Annotated in this window: 20 protein-coding genes; 13 read left to right on the forward strand and 7 right to left on the reverse strand. The window is 70.2% G+C overall.

The genetic code is table 11. The annotated features are described in order from the left end of the window. Positions 1–585, reverse strand: coding sequence for a TetR/AcrR family transcriptional regulator (locus LZ604_RS27235; RefSeq protein ID WP_234518218.1), 585 nt, complete (start codon positions 583–585; stop codon positions 1–3). Positions 586–669: 84 nt separating this feature from the next. Between LZ604_RS27235 and LZ604_RS27240 the strand changes: the two genes are divergently transcribed. Both LZ604_RS27240 and LZ604_RS27245 read left to right on the forward strand, forming a co-directional pair. Further along, positions 670–1,053 carry a DUF4267 domain-containing protein gene (locus LZ604_RS27240; RefSeq protein WP_234518219.1) on the forward strand — a complete coding sequence of 128 codons (384 nt, stop codon included), beginning with the start codon at positions 670–672 and terminating at the stop codon, positions 1,051–1,053. A 31-nt stretch (positions 1,054–1,084) separates the two neighbouring features. Beyond that, positions 1,085–1,573 (forward strand): cupin domain-containing protein, encoded by a 489-nt coding sequence (locus tag LZ604_RS27245; RefSeq protein WP_234518220.1) that lies wholly within the window; start codon positions 1,085–1,087, stop codon positions 1,571–1,573. Between the two features lie 108 nt (positions 1,574–1,681). Here the strand turns inward: LZ604_RS27245 and LZ604_RS27250 are convergent, their stop codons facing one another. Beyond that, entirely contained in the window at positions 1,682–2,935 is a 1,254-nt protein-coding gene (locus tag LZ604_RS27250) for an MDR family MFS transporter (protein WP_234518221.1), read from the reverse strand. 175 nt (positions 2,936–3,110) lie between these two features. On the opposite strand from LZ604_RS27250, the gene LZ604_RS27255 reads away from it, so the two are divergent. Then, positions 3,111–3,872, forward strand: a complete 762-nt coding sequence (locus LZ604_RS27255; protein WP_234518223.1) for a phosphoglyceromutase — start codon at positions 3,111–3,113, stop codon at positions 3,870–3,872. Positions 3,873–4,211: 339 nt separating this feature from the next. Here the strand turns inward: LZ604_RS27255 and LZ604_RS27260 are convergent, their stop codons facing one another. Next, positions 4,212–6,479, reverse strand: coding sequence for a WD40 repeat domain-containing protein (locus LZ604_RS27260; protein ID WP_234518225.1), 2,268 nt, complete (start codon positions 6,477–6,479; stop codon positions 4,212–4,214). A 282-nt stretch (positions 6,480–6,761) separates the two neighbouring features. Here LZ604_RS27260 and LZ604_RS27265 point away from each other — a divergent pair, with 282 nt between their 5' ends. The 4 genes from LZ604_RS27265 (at position 6,762) to LZ604_RS27280 (ending at position 9,587) form a co-directional block, all read left to right on the forward strand. Further along, a complete protein-coding gene (locus LZ604_RS27265) occupies positions 6,762–7,682 on the forward strand; it encodes a septum formation family protein (RefSeq protein ID WP_234518227.1) in 921 nt (306 codons plus the stop codon). 56 nt (positions 7,683–7,738) lie between these two features. Further along, a complete protein-coding gene (locus tag LZ604_RS27270; protein WP_234518228.1) occupies positions 7,739–8,065 on the forward strand; it encodes an LAETG motif-containing sortase-dependent surface protein in 327 nt (108 codons plus the stop codon). Between the two features lie 107 nt (positions 8,066–8,172). Further along, positions 8,173–8,787, forward strand: a complete 615-nt coding sequence (locus LZ604_RS27275; RefSeq protein ID WP_234518229.1) for a DUF1326 domain-containing protein — start codon at positions 8,173–8,175, stop codon at positions 8,785–8,787. Beyond that, positions 8,784–9,587, forward strand: coding sequence for a DUF2182 domain-containing protein (locus LZ604_RS27280; RefSeq protein WP_234518231.1), 804 nt, complete (start codon positions 8,784–8,786; stop codon positions 9,585–9,587). The genes LZ604_RS27275 and LZ604_RS27280 overlap by 4 nt, the downstream gene beginning before the upstream one ends. A 102-nt stretch (positions 9,588–9,689) precedes the next feature. Here LZ604_RS27280 and LZ604_RS27285 read toward each other — a convergent pair whose 3' ends face one another. The 3 genes from LZ604_RS27285 to phoU form a co-directional block, all read right to left on the reverse strand. Continuing rightward, positions 9,690–9,941 (reverse strand): SCO4226 family nickel-binding protein, encoded by a 252-nt coding sequence (locus LZ604_RS27285; RefSeq protein ID WP_234518234.1) that lies wholly within the window; start codon positions 9,939–9,941, stop codon positions 9,690–9,692. Positions 9,942–10,115: 174 nt separating this feature from the next. Further along, positions 10,116–10,268, reverse strand: coding sequence for a hypothetical protein (locus tag LZ604_RS27290; RefSeq protein ID WP_234518236.1), 153 nt, complete (start codon positions 10,266–10,268; stop codon positions 10,116–10,118). Positions 10,269–10,432: 164 nt separating this feature from the next. Continuing rightward, positions 10,433–11,122: a phosphate signaling complex protein PhoU gene (gene phoU, locus LZ604_RS27295; protein WP_234518237.1), complete on the reverse strand. Its 690-nt coding sequence runs from the start codon at positions 11,120–11,122 to the stop codon at positions 10,433–10,435. Between the two features lie 240 nt (positions 11,123–11,362). Between phoU and phoR the strand changes: the two genes are divergently transcribed. Further along, on the forward strand, positions 11,363–12,631 hold the full coding sequence (phoR, locus tag LZ604_RS27300; protein WP_234518239.1) for a two-component system sensor histidine kinase PhoR: 1,269 nt from the start codon (positions 11,363–11,365) through the stop codon (positions 12,629–12,631). 5 nt (positions 12,632–12,636) lie between these two features. Beyond that, positions 12,637–13,308 (forward strand): two-component system response regulator PhoP, encoded by a 672-nt coding sequence (gene phoP, locus LZ604_RS27305; protein ID WP_010985401.1) that lies wholly within the window; start codon positions 12,637–12,639, stop codon positions 13,306–13,308. Between the two features lie 103 nt (positions 13,309–13,411). Here the strand turns inward: phoP and LZ604_RS27310 are convergent, their stop codons facing one another. Then, positions 13,412–14,071: a copper chaperone PCu(A)C domain-containing protein gene (locus LZ604_RS27310; protein WP_234518241.1), complete on the reverse strand. Its 660-nt coding sequence runs from the start codon at positions 14,069–14,071 to the stop codon at positions 13,412–13,414. A gap of 737 nt (positions 14,072–14,808) precedes the next feature. Here LZ604_RS27310 and LZ604_RS27315 point away from each other — a divergent pair. The 4 genes from LZ604_RS27315 (at position 14,809) to LZ604_RS27330 (ending at position 17,446) form a co-directional block, all read left to right on the forward strand. Then, positions 14,809–15,291, forward strand: a complete 483-nt coding sequence (locus tag LZ604_RS27315) for a CarD family transcriptional regulator (protein ID WP_003953493.1) — start codon at positions 14,809–14,811, stop codon at positions 15,289–15,291. Between the two features lie 286 nt (positions 15,292–15,577). After that, positions 15,578–16,423: a 2-C-methyl-D-erythritol 4-phosphate cytidylyltransferase gene (gene ispD / locus LZ604_RS27320; RefSeq protein WP_234518243.1), complete on the forward strand. Its 846-nt coding sequence runs from the start codon at positions 15,578–15,580 to the stop codon at positions 16,421–16,423. Then, the gene (gene ispF / locus LZ604_RS27325; RefSeq protein ID WP_234518246.1) at positions 16,413–16,907 is read left to right on the forward strand and encodes a 2-C-methyl-D-erythritol 2,4-cyclodiphosphate synthase; all 495 of its coding nucleotides are present in this window, start codon (positions 16,413–16,415) and stop codon (positions 16,905–16,907) included. The genes ispD and ispF overlap by 11 nt, the downstream gene beginning before the upstream one ends. Before the next feature lie 131 nt (positions 16,908–17,038). Continuing rightward, complete coding sequence (locus LZ604_RS27330) at positions 17,039–17,446, forward strand: PPOX class F420-dependent oxidoreductase (protein WP_234518248.1); 408 nt, start codon at positions 17,039–17,041, stop codon at positions 17,444–17,446. The last annotated feature ends 180 nt before the right edge of the window (positions 17,447–17,626 follow it).

Consider the following 17,626-nt stretch of genomic DNA (forward strand, 5'->3'; position numbering starts at 1 on the left):
TTACTTCTCCGGCGGGCAGAAGCGGTCGATGAGCAGGGCGAGCCGGCGGTCGTGCTGATCGCGGCGCAGACGGCCGCTGCGCATCAGCGTGAGCAGGCCGTGCAGCCCGCTCCACACGGTCTCGGTGAGGACGCCCGGGTCGTCGTCGCCGGTGGCGAGCGGGGTGACGGCCAGGCGCAGCTCGTCGAAGGCGGCGCGCAGCGGGGCGGGGGTCTCGGGCCGCGCGAACGGCAGATCCACGGCGAGCGTGAACATCGCGTCGTAGAGCGCGGGCCGCCGCTCCCCGAAGTCGGCGTAGGCTCGGCCCACCGCGGCGAGGGCCTCGCGCGGGGAGGGCGCGGAGGTGCGGGCGGCGTGCAGCTGCCCGGACAGCTCCTCGAAGCCCTGCACGGCGACGGCCGCCATGATCGCGTCCTTGCCCTTGAAGTGGCTGTAGAGCACGGGCTGGCTGTACTCGATCTCGGCGGCGAGCCGGCGCGTGGTCACCGCGTCCCAGCCCTCGGCCTCCGCCAGCTCCCGTGCCGCCGTGACGATGAGGCGTTCCCGTTCCGCTCGCTCGCGCTCCCGGCGCGTCTGGATGGACATGGCAGTGATGCTAGCACTGCTAGTCATTCTGTCGCAGCTATGCTAGCTTCGCTCTGACATCTAGCATTGCTAGCCAGCAGAGAGATGGAGACAGACGTGCTCACCACCATCGCCTACGGCCTTGCCGTCGTCCTCGACCTGCTCGTCCTCGTGATCGGCGCCCGGTTCCTGCTCCAGCCCCGGGCGGCGGCCACCGGCTACGGCGTGCCCGCCAAGGCCGACGGCGATGCCGCCTATCTGCAGATCAAGGGCCTCAGGGACGGCGTCAGCGGCATACTGGGCCTCGCTCTTCTCGCCTTCGCGGGGGTGCGCGCCGAGGGCTGGTTCATGCTGGCCGTCGCCCTGGTGCCGCTCGGTGACACGCTGATCGTGCTCCGCCACGGCGGCACTCGGGCCGCCGCGTTCGGCATCCACTTCGCCACGGCGGTCGTGGTTCTGGCCTCCGCCGCGCTGCTCTTCGCCGTCTGACCCGCCGACGCTCACCCCGGGGAGTTGTGAAATGTCGCTGTTCGTACCGGACTTCGACTCGTCCGTAATCGTCCGCTCCGCTGATGCCGAGGTCGTCGGGCGGGCCCCCACGACCGTCCGGCTGCTGGCCGACAGCAGTGCGACCGGCGGGGCGCTGTCCGCGCAGCGCGTCACCCTCGGCGCGGGCGCGGACGGTGCCCGGCCCCACTACCACAGCGGTTCGGCCGAGATGTTCTATGTGCTCGACGGCACGGCGCAGGTGCTCTCCGGCGACTCGATCGTCTCGGCGGAGCAGGGCGACCTGGTCGTCGTACCGCCGGGCCTGCCGCACGCCTTCGCCGCCGCGCCCGGACAGGAAGCCGACCTGCTGATCGTCCTCACTCCGGGCGTCGAACGCTTCGAGTACTTCCGTCACCTCGAGCGCGTCGGACTCGGGAAGGTGCCGCCGGAGTCCCTGCTGGAGGTCCAGGAGCTGTACGACAACCACTTCCTCACCAGCGAGGTGTGGGAAGGGCGCTGAAGCCGGTCCCGGGGGGTGGTGGAGCCGGTCCGGAGGGGCGCTGTACGCCGTCGGGCCGCGCCCTCAGGCCGCGCCCACTCGCCGTCCTCAGGCCGCGCCCACTCGCACTCAGGCCGCGCCGACTTCGGCGCCGGCCGTCTCCGCCCGCGTCCCCGCCGCCGTCTCCCGTGCCGGGACGCGGCGCATCAGTGCCCCGTATCCGGCCGCGGCGGCCGTGCCGACCACCGCGCACAGCGCCCACAGCCACTGTGCGCCGAACCGGTCGATGACAAGACCGGACATCAGCGGGGCGACCAGGGCGGCCACGGACCACGACATCGTGTACATGCCCTGGTAGCGGCCGCGTCCGCGCACCGGGGAGAGGCGCACGACGAGGCCCGTCTGAGTGGGCGCGTTGACGATCTCCGCGAGCGTCCATACGCACACCGTCAGCGCGAAGACGCCGACCGACCCAGCGAACGCGGTGAGACCGAACCCGTATCCCGCGAGCAGGGACGAGGCCACCAGCAGCAGGCGCGGGTCGCGGTGCTCGATGAACCGGGTGACCGGGATCTGGAGCGCGACGATCAGCACGCCGTTGACGGCGATGGCAAGGCCGTAGTCGGCGGGCGTGAAGCCCGCCCGGCCCATCGCCACCGGCAGGCCCACCGATCCCTGCTGGAAGACGAGCGCGACCAGGAAGGACAGCCCGACCACGCTCATGAAGCGGCCGTCGCGCAGCACGGTCCCGAGCCGCACATCGTCCTCGGCGCCGTCGGGGAGCGGCGCCGGCTTCGACTCGGGCAGCTTCATGAAGACGACGACCGCGCAGATCATCGTCATCCCCGCCTCGATCAGGAACCCGGCGAGATAGCTGTACTCGGCGATCAGCCCCGCGGCCATGGAGGAGACGGCGAAGCCGAGGTTGATCGCCCAGTAGTTGAGGGAGAAGGCGCGCAGCCGGTCCTCGGGGCGGACGATGTCGGCCATCATCGCCTGCACGGCCGGGCGGGAGGCGTTGGAGGCCATGCCGACGACGAAGGCGACGGCGGCGATGGCGACCGGATCGCGCATGAAGCCGAGCAGGGCCACGGACACGGCCGTGGAGGACTGGGCGACGAGCAGGGTCGGCCGCCGCCCGAGCCGGTCGGCCATCACTCCCGCGCCGAGGGAGGAGACGACTCCGCCGAGCCCGTGCAGCGACGCGACGAGACCGGCGTAGGAGGCGGAGTAGCCGCGGTCCAGCGTGAGGTAGAGCGCCATGAAGGTGGCGACGAAGGCGCCGAGCCGGTTGACGAGCGTGCTCGTCCACAGCCACCAGAACTCCCGGGGAAGCCCGGAGACGGTCTCCCGGGCGGCGCGTCCGAGGCCGGCGAGTGACATACGTGATCCCCCATGGATGTAAGTGGCTCGAACAGTGAGCACAACTTACGAGGGCGGGACTCGGAAAGGCCACCGAATTAACAGATGCCGTCAACTGTCGTACGGACGAGGAGCCGGCTGTCCGCCCTGCGGGCGGCGACGCGAGGTGGCGAATGTGTGGATTACGCTCTGACGCATGGCCGACGCACCGTACAAGCTGATCCTCCTCCGCCACGGCGAGAGCGAGTGGAACGCGAAGAACCTGTTCACCGGCTGGGTGGACGTCAACCTGAACGAGAAGGGCGAGAAGGAGGCGGTCCGCGGCGGTGAGCTGCTGAAGGACGCCGGCCTGCTCCCCGACGTGGTCCACACCTCCGTCCAGAAGCGCGCGATTCGCACCGCCCAGCTCGCGCTGGAGGCGGCCGACCGCCACTGGATCCCGGTCCACCGCTCCTGGCGCCTGAACGAGCGCCACTACGGCGCCCTCCAGGGCAAGGACAAGGCGCAGACGCTCGAGGAGTTCGGCGAGGAGCAGTTCATGCTGTGGCGCCGCTCCTACGACGTCCCGCCGCCGCCGCTCGAGGACGACTCGGAGTTCTCGCAGGCGCACGACCCGCGTTACGCGGTGCTCCCGCCGGAGCTGCGCCCGAAGACGGAGTGCCTGAAGGACGTCGTCTTCCGCATGCTCCCCTACTGGTACGACGGCATCGTCCCGGACCTGCTGACCGGCCGCACGGTCCTGGTCGCGGCCCACGGCAACAGCCTGCGGGCCCTGGTCAAGCACCTCGACGGCATCTCGGACGCCGACATCGCGGGCCTGAACATCCCGACGGGCATCCCCCTCTTCTACGAACTCGACGCCGACTTCAAGCCGCTCACCCCGGGCGGCAGGTACCTCGACCCGGAGGCTGCCGCGGCGGCGATCGAGGCGGTCAAGAACCAGGGCAAGAAGAAGTAAGTACGCCTGAACAGGCCCCCTACCTGCGGTTTCCCTGCTGGTACGGGGCCTGTTGCTGTGCTGGGGCCGTCTCAGGGCCGTCAGGTGCTGATCGGGCCGGCAGGTACGCCGGCGCCAGCGGCGGATGCGGATGTCGAGTGCGAGCGCCCCTCCGGGCCGTCCCTGGGCCGTGGAAGGGCGCTCAACGATGACCAACGCTGACAACCGTCGACGGCTCAGGCAGCAGGTCAGAGCGTTGGTCAATCGTGACCCCGCTCCGCGAACAAGGGTGCACGAAGGGCCCGCCCGAGGTCGGGCGGGCCCTTCGTCATCTCACGGTCGAGCTGTCAGGACTGCGGCTCAGCTCCTGACGGTGAAGTACTGCCAGGCACCCCAGGTGCTGACATTGGTGTTGTCCTTGCTGCTGTGAACGTACTCAGCGGCCATGCGGAACTTGCCGTTGATCGCATTGCTCAGGCTCACCCATCCAGCGCCGGTGCTTGCGGAGTCGAGGGCGAAACAGGGCGAGGTGGTCAGCGTGTGCCAGGCGCCGCTGTAGTACTGCTGCACCCGGTAGTACGTGCACTGCCCGGCCTTGTTGGGCGTGACCGCGACGTTGAGCTGCTCCTTGGCCGTGTGGTGGTAGACCCGGTAAAGGGTGCTCCCGTAGTAGGTGCTGGTGTAGTACCCGCTCAGCGTTTCGGCCACCTTGACGCGGTCATACACGGTCCGGGTGGCAGTGGCGGGGGCGTAGCGGTAGTCACCGGCGAAGACTGCGCTGAAGACGGTGTTCCGGCTGAGCTTGTAGCTCGCCACCAGGTTCCCGTGGCTGTCCACAGTGCCGGTCTTGACCAGAGTCTTGGTGCCCCCGTAGGGCTGCGCGTAGATCGAGACGGTACGGCCGTTGTAGGTGGTGCCGAGGTGCGCAGTGGCCGTGGCCGTCGCGCCGTAGGAGTACGTCGAGGCGTTGGTGGTCACCGTCAGGGCCGAGGCCGTGCGCGAGACCTGGACGGTCGTCGATGCGGTGGATCCCTTGTGGATGTCGTCGCCCGGGTAGCTCACCGTGTAGGTGTTGTTGCCGCCGATGGCCGGGGTGTCGTGGATGGTGAAGCTGCCGTCCGTACCCACCGTGGCCGTGCCGATGCCGTAGCCGGCGGAGTGGGCCAGGTCCTTCTTGGTGAGCTGGACCGTTTCGCCGGCGGTGTACGGTCCGTTGGCCAGCGTGCCGGTGAGGGTGAGCTGCGCCGTGCGGGTCGAGGTGGCCGGGGCGGTCAAGGTCATCGTGGAGGCCAGCTTGGCCACCTGGACGCTGTACGAGGCGTTCGCGGACAGGTGCTTGGAGTCGCCTACGTACGAGACCCGGTAGGTGGTTGCCCCTTCGGTTGTCGGGGTGTCCGTGACTGTGAACCCGCCGTTGGCATCCGTGACGGCGTCCGGCAGAGCGATGCCGTCCGGGTTCGCCGAGTCGACCCGGGTCACCTTGACCTGCTGCCCAGCGGGAATCGGGTTCGTCGAGGTGAGCGATCCGGTCAGGCTGAGCTGCCGGGTCGGGACAGTCGTGGCCGGTCCGGCCAGGGTGAGCGCGGAGGCGGCCGCCTCGGGGTTGGACAGGACGTGCAGGGTGGGGTTGGCGCCGTAGACGTCGGCCGTGACGGCGAAGAGCCGACTTTCGTCCGGGGCCCAGGCGAGCCCGGAACCGGCCAGCGTGCCGCTGGATCCGAAGTCGTACGTGTTGATCGGGGACGACTGGTGGGCCTGGTAGACGTAGACGTCCTTGTCATAGGACGCGTTGCTGCCTGCGGCGACAGCGCCGTCCGGCCCGATCGCCACCGAGTTCGGGTAGGACGTGCTGGGGTAGGTGCCGTCTGCCGAGAGGTCGGAGAGCTTCAAGACCTGGTGGTAGTACGGCGCTCCGGTCGCCAGCACCACGTCCTGCCCGTCCGGCGTGATCTGCATGTCGCTCACGTCGGACGAGTCCTGCAGCCAACGGCGCACGCCGACGACCGGAGTGCCCGAGGACACGTCGTAGCGCGTCAGATAAGGCGGACTGGTGTCCTGGTCAGCGGCGAGGAGCGTCCCCGGCGCCGACGGGTCGGCGGCCAGCGTCGGCGCGCTGTACCACCCGCCGGCGGTGTTGAGGGTGACGCTCGCCGGGTCGCTACTGGTGTCGATCGACCCGATGTTCCCCTCGGCTGCTCCGCCGTAGCCGAACCAGACCTTGCCGCCGGTGCAGGCGACGCTCCGAGGCTCGCTGCCGGCGCCGGTGCTGTAGCGGTGGGCCTCGTTCAGCGATGTGGTGTCGATGGCCGAGATGGCGTCGCCGTTGTAGAGCGCTGCATAGACGGTGCTGCCGTCGGGGGACAGAGCGAGGCCGATCGCCCCGGGCTCGTTGTCGATGGTGCGGACAGTGACGCCGTCGTAGTCGGTCACCAGGATGGTGCTGTTACCGACGCCACTGCTGAAGAACAGGTGCTGGTGAGCCGGGTCGACCAGCATGTGCGAGTAGCGGGGCAGCGACAGTGGCACTGCAGTATCGGCCCAGGCATTACTGCTGAGGCCGACAGTGGTGGTGGTCAGCCCGGCGAGGAGGGATATCGCCGCCATGAGCGAGACCTTCTTGAGGCGCATGAAGCTCCCTGCGAAGTAAACGGGAACAAGCATCCGGACGATAGCGCACACTGTCGGACCGGCCTCACTCCGCCAGGCAAGCCGGCGGGTGCACTGACAATGGCCTGGCAGCAACGGAGTTGCGGTACAGCAGCGAAGTACAGCAACCCCGGCAACCGGCAGCGCCCCATACCGGCCCGGCGGTCTCCATGACCGTCAATGACCTCTGGGGGGACTGAGATGCCTGGTCGTGTGCGAAGATCCGGCTCCGCATACGTGTTTGCCGAGGTCGACCGGAGACCCATGTCCGCCATACCGCCGCCCGCGCCGTCTGAGCCCGGCTCCAAGCGCAACCAGAAGCGCCGCAACCTAGCGATCGCGGGTGTACTGGCGCTCGGTGGGGTCGTGCTGGCGATGAGCCTCATCAGCAGGGCAATCGCCGGTGACGCCGACGAAAATCCGGATAAGCGGATGTCTGGCGCAGGGGACCGGTCGGCCGTAAGCCTCGCGGTGGGCGACTGCTTCACCAGCTCGCAGCACAAAGAGGTCTACTCCGCGGTACGCGTGCCGTGCTCCCGGCCACACGACGGCGAAGTGTTCGCCACGGTCGCTCTCACCGGGTCCAGCGGCGCCGACGACATCCTCGCCAAACGGTCATACCACCAGTGCAGCGATCGGCTGACCGACTACGTCATGGACGACTGGTCCTTGCCCCACACGATGGGCGTCAACTACTACTACCCGACCCGTGAGGTCCAGCAGTCGGGTAACAGGACCGCCACCTGCTTTGCGGCCGACACGGACGGTCAGACCACTGGCAGCGTACGCGAGCAGGAGACCGGCCTGGCAGCAGACCAGCTTGCCTTCCTCAGGCTGGAGCTGGCCTCCGCGCGCGTCTTCAAGAGCTATCCGCACCCGGGCAGCACGGCCGCCAATCGCGTCTGGGCTGCGAAGATGGCGGCCGCGCTGGACCATGAGGCTGATGGCCTCAATGCCGCCAACTGGTCTCCCGGCGCCAGGCCCAAGGTCACCGCCTACGTCGGGGAGCTTCGAAAGAGCGCCGAGCTGTGGCGCAAGGCTGTGGCGGCGCGTTCGGACAACGGTTACTGGGCCCGTTCCGACGACGCCTGGCCACACCCTTCCTACACGTACCAGCGGGACGTCCGGAAGGCTCTGCGACTGGCTTCGGATGTCCCCGCCACCTCTTTCGGGCCGCCGTTCTAGGATCGACACGCCTCGGGTTGCTGATCAGCCTGCCTGATCGGGCCGCCTGTCGCGCGGTGGTCCGGCGCAACATCGATCCGACCTCGGCGGCGGAGGTCTTCCGACCGGCCCTGCAGGCCGAGCCGCAGGAGCGGCCCTACGCCTTCGACATCCAGGTCCAGCTCTGCACCGACATGGAGCGCATGCCGGTGGAGGCGCCCTCCGCGGCCGCCGCGCCGAGCGCGAGCAGCGCCCCCTCGCCCGCGGGCGGTGGCTCCGGCCTCGCCGAGACCGGGGCGAGCGGCGGCACCCCGGTGATCGCCGGCGTGGCCGTGGCGCTGGTCCTCGCCGGTGGTGGCACCGTCATCGGGCTGCGCCGCCGAACGGCACGCCGCTCCCACTGACACATCTCATCCCCGCGGCGGCGCGCCTGTGGCGTGCCCGGTCCGCAGGCGCGCGCCGCGGGGAGGCGTTCTAGCCTGGGAGTGGCGTGACAGGCAGGTGACGGGACATGGCCTGGAATCTGAGCGGCACTTATCTGGAGAGCTGTAACTGCGACGTGGTGTGTCCGTGCACCACCTCCGGCCTCACAGCACCCGCGGACCGGGAGCGCTGCCAGGTGACATTCGCCTTTCACATCGAACGGGGCGAGGTCGACGGCGTGGACGTGTCGGACCGCAACGTCGTCGTCTTCGCCGACACTCCCCGGCTGATGGCCGACGGTGGCTGGCAGGTGGCGCTGTACGTGGACGGTTCGGCCGACGACCGCCAGGCCGACGCGCTGGGGAAGGTCTTCTCCGGTCAGGCGGGCGGGCCGATGGCGGCGCTCGCACCTCTTGTCGCAGAGGTCCTCGGCGTCGAACGCGTCCCCATCGGCTACCACGACGACGGTCGCCGTCACAGCGTGCGGGTGTCGGACGTCATCGACATAGAGATCGAGGACCAGGTGGCCCCGCAGTTCGGCGAGGGCGGGCCGGTGATGCGGTTGACCGGAATGTTCCACCCGGCGAGCAGCACGCTGACCATCGCCCGGTCCACCAGGGCGATCGGCAGGGGCGTGCACGGTCGCTCGTGGGACTTCACCGGCGGCAACGGGCACGCGGCGCCATTCTCGTGGGCGGCGTGACCAGGACGACGGTCACGGTCCGCCGCACGGGCCGCGATACCGGGCTGGTGCTGGTGACGGCGGCCGCCGCGTGGGTCTGGCTGGTACTGCACCGGGGCGGCATGGGGTCCCCGACGACGGCCGGGGACCTGCTCGCCTTCGTGGGCGTCTGGACGGTGATGATGGCCGCGATGATGCTGCCCGGCACGGCGCCCATCGCCTCGCTGTACGCCCGGACGGCCACCGCGCACAGGGCGCCGCGCGTGATCGCGTTCACCACCGGCTATGTGCTGGTGTGGGCGGCGGCCGGGTTGCCCGCGTACGCCCTGGCGGTGGGCGCGGACCGGGTCGCGGGCGCGCATGCCACGACCGGGACGGCGGTGGCCTCCGCACTATTCGCGGTCAACGGCGTCTACCAGCTCAGCAATCTCAAGGACCGCTGCCTGGTCAAGTGCCGCTCACCGATCGGTCTGATGCTGCGCTACGCGTCGTACCGCGGGCCCACCCGCCATCTACGGGCCGGGGCGCATCACGGCGCGTACTGCCTGGGATGCTGCTGGTCCCTGATGCTGCTGTTCGCCGCGTTCGGTGTGATGAACCTCTGGGCCATGGTGGGCCTCGCCGCCGTCGTCGCCGCCGAGAAGCGCATGCCGGGGGGTTACCTGGTGGCCCGCGTCGTGGGCGTCGCCTCGCTCGCGCTCGCCGTCGCCGTCTTCTGGGTGCCCGCGCTCGCTCCCGACCTCACCGGCGGCGGCATGGGCGGCATGGGCATGGGCGGGACGAGCGGCCCGGGCGGCGGGGGCGGGATGCACGTCGTGTAGGACGCGCGGGCGGCCAGGCCGACCCGCCGTGTAGGCCGCGCGGCCGGTCCCAGGCCGGTCACCGGGTGACCGGTCGGCGGATGGCCTCACCGGCGGATGGCCTCACCAGATGGACAGCGGGACCGCGTACACCTCGTCGGGTGCGTGGCCGGCGCGTTCGTGGACGCGGCGGACCGCGTCGGCCGAGGGGGCCTCGGAGAGGCAGTACACCGTGCCCGACTCCGGGTCGGCCCAGGCCCGCTCGAAGTGCACGCCCTCTTCCTTCTCTATGGCGAGGTCGGCCCGGTGCGCCTGCTTCAGCTGCTCGTCGGTGATGCCCTGCATGCCGTGGTGGACGTCCATGAACTGGGTCATGGCCTCGCACCTCCCTCTTCCGGGTGCGTTCGCCCTGTCACCCCTCCATGCTGCGCCCGCAGGGCCGGGGTGTCACGAAAGGCATGGAGGTGAGGGGCCCGCGTCCTGCCGGGCCCCTCACCTCCTTGTGCTCCCTGTGCGGTTGTGGCGTAAGAGCGTGCGTGCCGTGCGTCGTCAGCCGCACTGGCAGGGTGCACCGGACTGGCACCCGCACCCGCAGCCGGAGCCGCAGCCGCATGCGCCGACCAGGGGGAGGCTCTTGATCTCGATGGGCTGCTGGGTCTCGCGCTCCTGCGTGGGGTCGGGCGTGCTGGGGGCTTCGGCCATGGGTCCCTCCTCGAGTCAGACGAGTCAGACGAGACTGTGCCTGTGTGCCTATTTCATGCCCGTTCCGGCAGGCGCATCAACGGCGCACGGAGGCTCGCCCACGCCCGGGCGGGCTCCTTCGGCCCCGGCCCGGGCGCTTCCGCCCTCGCCGGTCCGCCCGGCGGTCAGGCGCCTTCCACGCCCGTCACCGGCTGGATGTCCTGCTGGAGGTCGTCGGCGTACTCACCCGTCACCAGGTACACCACCCGCTTCGCCACCGCCACCGCGTGGTCGGCGTAGCGCTCGTAGTAACGGCCCAGCAGGGTGACGTCGACGGCCGTCTCTATGCCGTGCTTCCAGCGGTCGTCGATCAGGTGCTGGAAGAGGGTGCGGTGCAGGAGGTCCATCTCGTCGTCGTCCTGCTCCAGCTGGAGCGCCAGGTCGACGTCCTTCGTGACGATGACCTCGGCGGCCTTCGCCATCAGGCGCTGCGCGAGCTGGCCCATCTCCAGGATCGTCGCGTGCAGGTCCTGCGGGACGGCGCGCTCCGGGAAGCGCAGCCGGGCCAGCTTCGCGACGTGCTGGGCGAGGTCGCCCGAGCGTTCGAGGTCGGCGCTCATCCGAAGCGACGTGACGACGATGCGCAGGTCCGTCGCCACCGGCTGCTGGCGGGCGAGGAGGGCTATGGCGCGCGCCTCCAGGTCGTGCTGAAGATCGTCGATCTTCTTGTCGCCCTCGATCACGGCTTCCGCCAGCTTGAGGTCGGAGTCGAGGATCGCCGTCGTGGCGCGCCCGATCGCCGACCCGACGAGCCGGGCCATCTCGACCAGACCCTCGCCGATCGAGTCAAGTTCCTCGTGGTACGCGTCCCGCATCAGGGTTCCCTCTCTTACGTCTGTTCAGGGGCCGGGGGCCGGGGCCCGTCGTCACCATGGCGAACACGGCGGACACGGCGCCCTTCGGTTCCCACGCTCCCACGTTCCGGTCCGTACGCGACCGTTTCCGACATCCCAAATGAACCAATACTGGCTCCAAGGTGAACTCTGGGCGACGAGTGGTCGAGGTCGCACTCCGATGGCTGTGGGCAAGCCTCGCGGCGTGCCTAACCTGGGTGCATGGACGTGAACGCGGCGGTCGCCGCAGCGGCAGCGATCGCCGGAGTGCTCACCGGCGTCATCGCCATGCTGGCGTTTCGCTGGAGCGAGCGCGACCAGAAGCGCCCGACCCGCACCTCCCTGCACACCGACCCCGTGCTTCCGCCGGGCGTGGACACGGTGCTCTCCGTGCTGCGGTCCTCGGCCGTCGTCCTCGACGAGTCCGACGCCGTCGTCAAGGCCAGCTCCGCCGCCTATGCCCTCGGCCTCGTGCGCGGTGGCAAACTCGCGGTCGAGCCCATGCTCCAGATGGCACGTGACACCCGACGGGACGGCGAGATACGCCAGGTAGAGCTGGACCTGCCGCGCCGCGGCACCGGACGCGGAGAGGCCCTCGCCGTCTCCGCGCGCGTGGCACCGCTCGGCTCCCGGCTGGTGCTGCTGCTGGTCGAGGACCTCACCGAGGCCCGGCGGATAGAGGCGGTGCGCCGCGACTTCGTGGCGAACGTCAGCCATGAGCTGAAGACACCGGTCGGCGCCCTGTCGCTGCTCTCCGAGGCCGTGATGGACGCCTCCGACGACCCCGAGGCCGTGGAGCGCTTCGCGGGCCGTATGCAGATCGAGGCCACCCGGCTGACCAATCTGGTGCAGGAGCTCATCGACCTGTCGCGGGTGCAGAACGACGACCCCCTCGAGGACGCCGAACCCGTGCGCGTCGACGAACTCGTCGCCGAGGCCATCGACCGCTGCCGCCACCAGGCCGGCACCAAGCAGATCACCATGGCCGCCGGAGGCACCGCCGACCTGCATGTGTGGGGCAACCGCGGCCAGCTTGCCGCGGCCCTGGGCAATCTCGTCGAGAACGCCGTCAACTACTCGCCCGCCCGTACCCGCGTCGGCATCGCCGCCCGCAGGGTGCCCGCGACCGGCGGGGACATGATCGAGCTTGCCGTGACCGACCAGGGCATCGGCATCTCCGACAGGGACAAGGAGCGCATCTTCGAGCGCTTCTACCGCGTCGACCCGGCCCGCTCCCGTGCCACGGGCGGCACGGGCCTGGGGCTCGCGATCGTCAAGCATGTGGCCGCCTCGCACGGCGGGGAGGTCACGGTGTGGAGCTCGGAGGGACAGGGCTCCACGTTCACCCTGCGGCTGCCGGAGGCGGGTGCGGCCCGCGACCGCGCGACCGACCATCCGTCCGACCTCGATGAAGAGGACGGCCGGCCCGACGGGACGACCACCGTCTCATCCCCGTACGAACCGCTTCCCGCCCCGGAGGTCCTTCCGTGACCCGAGTGCTCGTCGTCGAGGACGAGGAGTCCTTCTCCGACGCCCTGTCCTACATGCTCCGCAAGGAGGGCTTCGAGGTCGCCATCGCGACCACCGGGCCCGACGGTCTCGACGAGTTCGAGCGCAACGGCGCCGATCTCGTCCTGCTCGACCTGATGCTGCCCGGTCTGCCCGGCACGGAGGTCTGCCGCCAGCTGCGAGGCCGCTCCAACGTCCCGGTGATCATGGTGACCGCCAAGGACAGCGAGATCGACAAGGTGGTCGGCCTGGAGATAGGGGCCGACGACTACGTCACCAAGCCGTTCTCCTCGCGCGAGCTTGTCGCCCGCATCCGGGCCGTCCTGCGCCGCCGCGGCGAGCCGGAGGAGGTGACGCCGGCCGCGCTGGAGGCCGGGCCGGTGCGCATGGACGTCGACCGCCACGTGGTCACGGTCTCCGGCTCGAAGGTCGACCTGCCGCTGAAGGAGTTCGACCTCCTGGAGATGCTGCTGCGCAACGCGGGCCGCGTCCTGACCCGTATGCAGCTGATCGACCGCGTCTGGGGCGCCGACTACGTGGGCGACACCAAGACCCTGGACGTCCATGTCAAGCGGCTGCGCGCCAAGATCGAGCCGGACCCGGGCGCCCCGCGCTACCTGGTCACGGTCCGGGGCCTCGGCTACAAGTTCGAGCCGTAAGCCGGCCCTCTGCACGAGGAAGGGCGGCACCCCTGGTGGGGTGCCGCCCTTCGCGCGTCGGGAGGTGCCGGCAGACGGACGGGGCCTCGGCCCCGCCCGTGCGTCAGTGGCCGGCGGAGGCGGACTCGGTCGCCGTCGCCTTCGACGACGCCTTGTCCGGGGTGCCGGACGAGCCCGCCGCGGGCGAGCCCGACGCCGACTTCGAGGGCTTGGGGCTCGTGCTCTGCGCGGGCGAGGCGCTCGGCGTCGGGATGTTGCTCGGGCCCCACTTGCTGAAGTAGCTCTCGGCCGGCACGACGAACGCCCGCAGGCTCACATCGCCGGTCTTGCTGAAGCTGAAGGTGATCTTCTGCGCATTGCCGTTCTGGACGGCGGCGCCCGGGTTGTCCAGGACGGCGGAGACCTGGTTCTTGCCGCCGATGACGACGGAGCCGTGGGCCGGGACGGTCACCTTGCCCTTGCCCTTGGCGGGGGAGAGGGAGGCGGTGCCGTCGCCGTCCACGCTGATCGAGTCCAGCGTCTGGTCGGTGTTGCCGGCGTTGAAGACGGTCGCCGAGATCACCGCGGGGCCCGTGGCCTTCGGGTCGGGCTGGGTGATGACGAGAGCGTTCTGGACCTTGATGTCGCCGAGGCTGGTCGCGGCGTTGTCCGGCTTGATCTCGAGCGTCTGGCTGTCGTTGCCGGCGCCGCATGCGGCGAGCGAGGCGATCGAGAACGCGATGGCGGCGGCGGCGAGGGCGCCGCGTCGAAGGCTGCTGCTCACGGCGGCGGCAACTCCTTGAACGTGGGCGGAGCAGGGCGACTCCCTGATAAAGCCGCCCTAAGTGTCTGTCAGCGGGCTTAGGTTACCGAGCCGTTCCCCGGCCGCCTCACCCGACCCTCCCCAAGGCCCCGACTTCGTTCGGTATAGGCGGGTACGAACGGTCCCCGGAGGGCGGCGCGCCGGTCCTCGGGGATACGCCAGGGCCGGGGGAATACGGCCAGGGCCCCGGGGGCCGCCTCCCGGGCCCGCCCTGAACCGCCGCCTGCCAGGCCGTTCCCATCAGCTCCATCAGCCCCATCAGCCCCTTTGACCTCTGCTTGGCCTGTCATTCACATAACCGTCCGGGTTCCGTTCGGGGATTTCCCGAGGAATGCATGGCGGTGCCGAAAATCGATCAAGAGGACAACACCCAGGGATCGGCGCCCGCCTTGATCAATTCCGGATTCGGCTCGTAGGCGACGACAGGCACCGAACGGAGTAGCGGAACTCGAAGGCTTGGAGCCGGACAAACAGGGACGTTTAGGCCCTGGTCGGAGGGCTCCGGCGCGTGTAACGTACGGGTTTCCCCCTGCCCGCAGAGCCGCTCCGACCTGCGAATACCCCCTTCCGCTCCCCCCTCGAAGCACGTTCGTGTCGCGGTTGTCAAGCCCCGAGATATGCCCTGACCTGCGAAAACGCCATTCAGAAGACGCGGTTTCCGTGTTACCCTGGATAGCCACGGAAGGGGTACCTGTCACATGACGTTCAAGGTTGGCGACACCGTGGTCTATCCCCATCACGGGGCCGCGCTGATCGAGGCCATCGAAACTCGCCAGATCAAAGGCGTGGACAAGACCTACTTGGTGCTGAAGGTCGCGCAGGGCGACCTGACGGTGCGTGTGCCAGCGGACAATGCGGAGTTCGTCGGCGTGCGTGATGTGGTCGGTCAGGACGGACTGGACCGGGTCTTCGAGGTGCTGCGCGCGCCGTACGCCGAGGAGCCCACGAACTGGTCGCGTCGCTACAAGGCAAATCTGGAGAAGCTCGCCTCCGGCGATGTCATCAAGGTCGCGGAAGTCGTGCGTGACCTGTGGCGCCGCGAGCGCGAGCGCGGACTGTCCGCGGGTGAGAAGCGGATGCTCGCCAAGGCCCGGCAGATTCTGGTGAGCGAGCTGGCCCTCGCGGAGAACACGAACGAGGACAAGGCCGAGGCACTGCTCGACGAGGTCCTCGCGTCCTGACGCCCCCATCTCACATGCCGCGGTGCCCGATGACGCAGTAGCTGTCGCCGGGCGCTGCGGCATGTTCATGCCCGGAGGCAGTGGCGGTACGTCGTGCCCGAAGGCCTGTCCGAGGTGTGGCGCCCTGCCCGGATGTCGTACGTCCGGGGGAAACCCGGATACTTGGCGTGCCGGGCCCGGGCAGCTGGCTCGACCAGAGGTCACGGAAGGGTCCGGTCAAGGCGTCGCGCCCGGCACGGTGTGGCCATACCCATTCCTGCCGAGCACACAAACCTGACAGGAACCGATGTCTGACGATTCGCGCCCTTCACTCCCCGGAGTCCCCTCCCAGGCTCTCGGCTCGTCCCCCACTCTCGGCTCCTCCCCCGCTCTCGGCCCCGCCCGAGCGGGGGGACCCCAACGACCGGGTGCGACCCGCATCGCCGCGGTGATTCCGGCCGCCGGCCGGGGAGTTCGCCTCGGTCCGGGTGCCCCCAAGGCACTGCGCGCACTGAACGGCACCCCCATGCTCGTCCACGCGGTGCGCGCGATGGCCGCGTCCCGCGCCGTCTCCCTGGTGATCGTCGTGGCCCCGCCGGACGGCGCCGCGGAGGTCAAGTCGCTGCTGGACGCGCACGCGCTGCCCGAGAGGACGGACTTCCTGGTCGTCCCCGGCGGCGACACACGCCAGGAGTCCGTGAAGCTCGGCCTCGACGCGCTGCCGCCGGAGTACGAGATCGTCCTCGTCCACGACGCGGCCCGCCCGCTCGTTCCGGTGGACACGGTGGACACGGTGATCGAGGCCGTACGGGAAGGCGCGCCGGCCGTGGTGCCGGCGCTGCCGCTCGCCGACACGGTCAAGGAGGTCGAACCCGCCGACACGCCCGGCGAGCCGGAACCGGTCGTCGCGACCCCGCAGCGAGCCCGGCTGCGCGCGGTGCAGACCCCCCAGGGCTTCGACCGCGCCACGCTGGCGCGGGCGCACGAGACGGTGACGGACAACGTCACGGACGACGCCGGCTTGGTGGAGCAGCTGGGGCTGCCGGTCGTGGTGGTGCCCGGCCACGAGGAGGCCTTCAAGGTGACGCGGCCCCTGGACCTGGTGCTCGCGGAGGCGGTGCTGGCGCGCAGGAGGCTGAACGATGGCTTCTGAGGCGCAGCTGTTGCCGCAGGTGGGCATCGGCACCGACATCCACGCCTTCGAGGAGGGGCGGGAGCTGTGGTGCGCGGGCCTGAAGTGGGAGGGCGAGGGACCGGGCCTCGCGGGCCACTCGGATGCGGACGTGGTCGCGCACGCCGCGTGCAACGCGCTGTTCTCCGCGGCCGGACTCGGCGATCTGGGACAGCACTTCGGTACGGGCCGCCCCGAGTGGTCGGGCGCGTCGGGCGTCACGCTCCTGACGGAGGCGGCGCGGATCGTCCGCTCGGCGGGGTTCCGGATCGGGAACATCGCGGTGCAGGTCGTCGGGCCCCGCCCGAAGATCGGCAAGCGCCGTGACGAGGCGCAGAAGATCCTCTCCGAGGCGGTGGGCGCGCCCGTCTCGGTCTCGGGAGCGACGACGGACGGCCTCGGCTTCCCGGGGCGCGAAGAAGGGCTGATGGCGGTGGCGACGGCGCTTGTGGTGCGGGTGGGCTGAGGGCGGTAGCGGCGCCGCCCGTGCCGGGGGCGAGCCGCGGGCGGTGGCGACCGCGCCCGTGGTGCGGGTGAGCCCGGAGCGTGCGAGGGTACCCGGGGAGTCACCAGTGACCCAGGTCCCGGAGGTGCCCCATGCCAGCCGCCGTCCTGTCCGACCGGCTCAAGTCCCTGCTCGACCGCCCCGTCTTCATCGTCCTCGGCACGATCCAGCCCGACGGCAGCCCGCAGCTGTCACCGGTGTGGGTCAAGCGGGATGGTGATCACCTCCTCGTCTCCACCACCGTCGACCGGCGCAAGAAGAAGAACCTGGACCGCGACCCCCGGGTGAGCGTCGTCGTCCAGGACCCCGACTCACCGTACGAGTACGCGGAGATCAGGGGTGCCGCGGAGCTGTCGGCGGAGGGCGCGCGTGAACTCATCGACGAGCTGTCGCTGAAGTACACCGGCAAGAAGTACGCGGAGTTCAACCCCGCCTCGGTCCAGGACGCGGAGCGGGTGGTGGTACGGATCGTGCCGCGGAAGGTGGCCGGGGTGCTGTGACCGCGGGCGCCCGGCGCGCTTGAGGTTCGTCACGAATGCGTGGCCCCCGGCGGCAAGGGGCGCGAGGCAGTCCCCGCGGCCCACTACCCTGGAGCACGTGACTATTCGCCTGTACGACACCAGCGCCCGGCAGATTCGTGACTTCGCCCCGCTCCGGCCGGGTTGTGTCTCGATCTACCT

The organism is Streptomyces glomeratus (assembly GCF_021462825.1).
In the GTDB taxonomy this organism is placed as follows: domain Bacteria; phylum Actinomycetota; class Actinomycetes; order Streptomycetales; family Streptomycetaceae; genus Streptomyces; species Streptomyces glomeratus.

Coding starts and splice junctions, on each gene's coding strand:
- LZ604_RS27235 (WP_234518218.1), bottom strand. CDS start 585: ATGTCCATCCAGACGCGCCGGGAGCGCGAGCGAGCGGAACGGGAACGC.
- LZ604_RS27240 (WP_234518219.1), top strand. CDS start 670: ATGGAGACAGACGTGCTCACCACCATCGCCTACGGCCTTGCCGTCGTC.
- LZ604_RS27245 (WP_234518220.1), top strand. CDS start 1,085: ATGTCGCTGTTCGTACCGGACTTCGACTCGTCCGTAATCGTCCGCTCC.
- LZ604_RS27250 (WP_234518221.1), bottom strand. CDS start 2,935: ATGTCACTCGCCGGCCTCGGACGCGCCGCCCGGGAGACCGTCTCCGGG.
- LZ604_RS27255 (WP_234518223.1), top strand. CDS start 3,111: ATGGCCGACGCACCGTACAAGCTGATCCTCCTCCGCCACGGCGAGAGC.
- LZ604_RS27260 (WP_234518225.1), bottom strand. CDS start 6,479: ATGCGCCTCAAGAAGGTCTCGCTCATGGCGGCGATATCCCTCCTCGCC.
- LZ604_RS27265 (WP_234518227.1), top strand. CDS start 6,762: ATGTCCGCCATACCGCCGCCCGCGCCGTCTGAGCCCGGCTCCAAGCGC.
- LZ604_RS27275 (WP_234518229.1), top strand. CDS start 8,173: ATGGCCTGGAATCTGAGCGGCACTTATCTGGAGAGCTGTAACTGCGAC.
- LZ604_RS27285 (WP_234518234.1), bottom strand. CDS start 9,941: ATGACCCAGTTCATGGACGTCCACCACGGCATGCAGGGCATCACCGAC.
- LZ604_RS27290 (WP_234518236.1), bottom strand. CDS start 10,268: ATGGCCGAAGCCCCCAGCACGCCCGACCCCACGCAGGAGCGCGAGACC.
- phoU (WP_234518237.1), bottom strand. CDS start 11,122: ATGCGGGACGCGTACCACGAGGAACTTGACTCGATCGGCGAGGGTCTG.
- phoR (WP_234518239.1), top strand. CDS start 11,363: ATGGACGTGAACGCGGCGGTCGCCGCAGCGGCAGCGATCGCCGGAGTG.
- LZ604_RS27315 (WP_003953493.1), top strand. CDS start 14,809: ATGACGTTCAAGGTTGGCGACACCGTGGTCTATCCCCATCACGGGGCC.
- ispD (WP_234518243.1), top strand. CDS start 15,578: ATGTCTGACGATTCGCGCCCTTCACTCCCCGGAGTCCCCTCCCAGGCT.
- ispF (WP_234518246.1), top strand. CDS start 16,413: ATGGCTTCTGAGGCGCAGCTGTTGCCGCAGGTGGGCATCGGCACCGAC.
- LZ604_RS27330 (WP_234518248.1), top strand. CDS start 17,039: ATGCCAGCCGCCGTCCTGTCCGACCGGCTCAAGTCCCTGCTCGACCGC.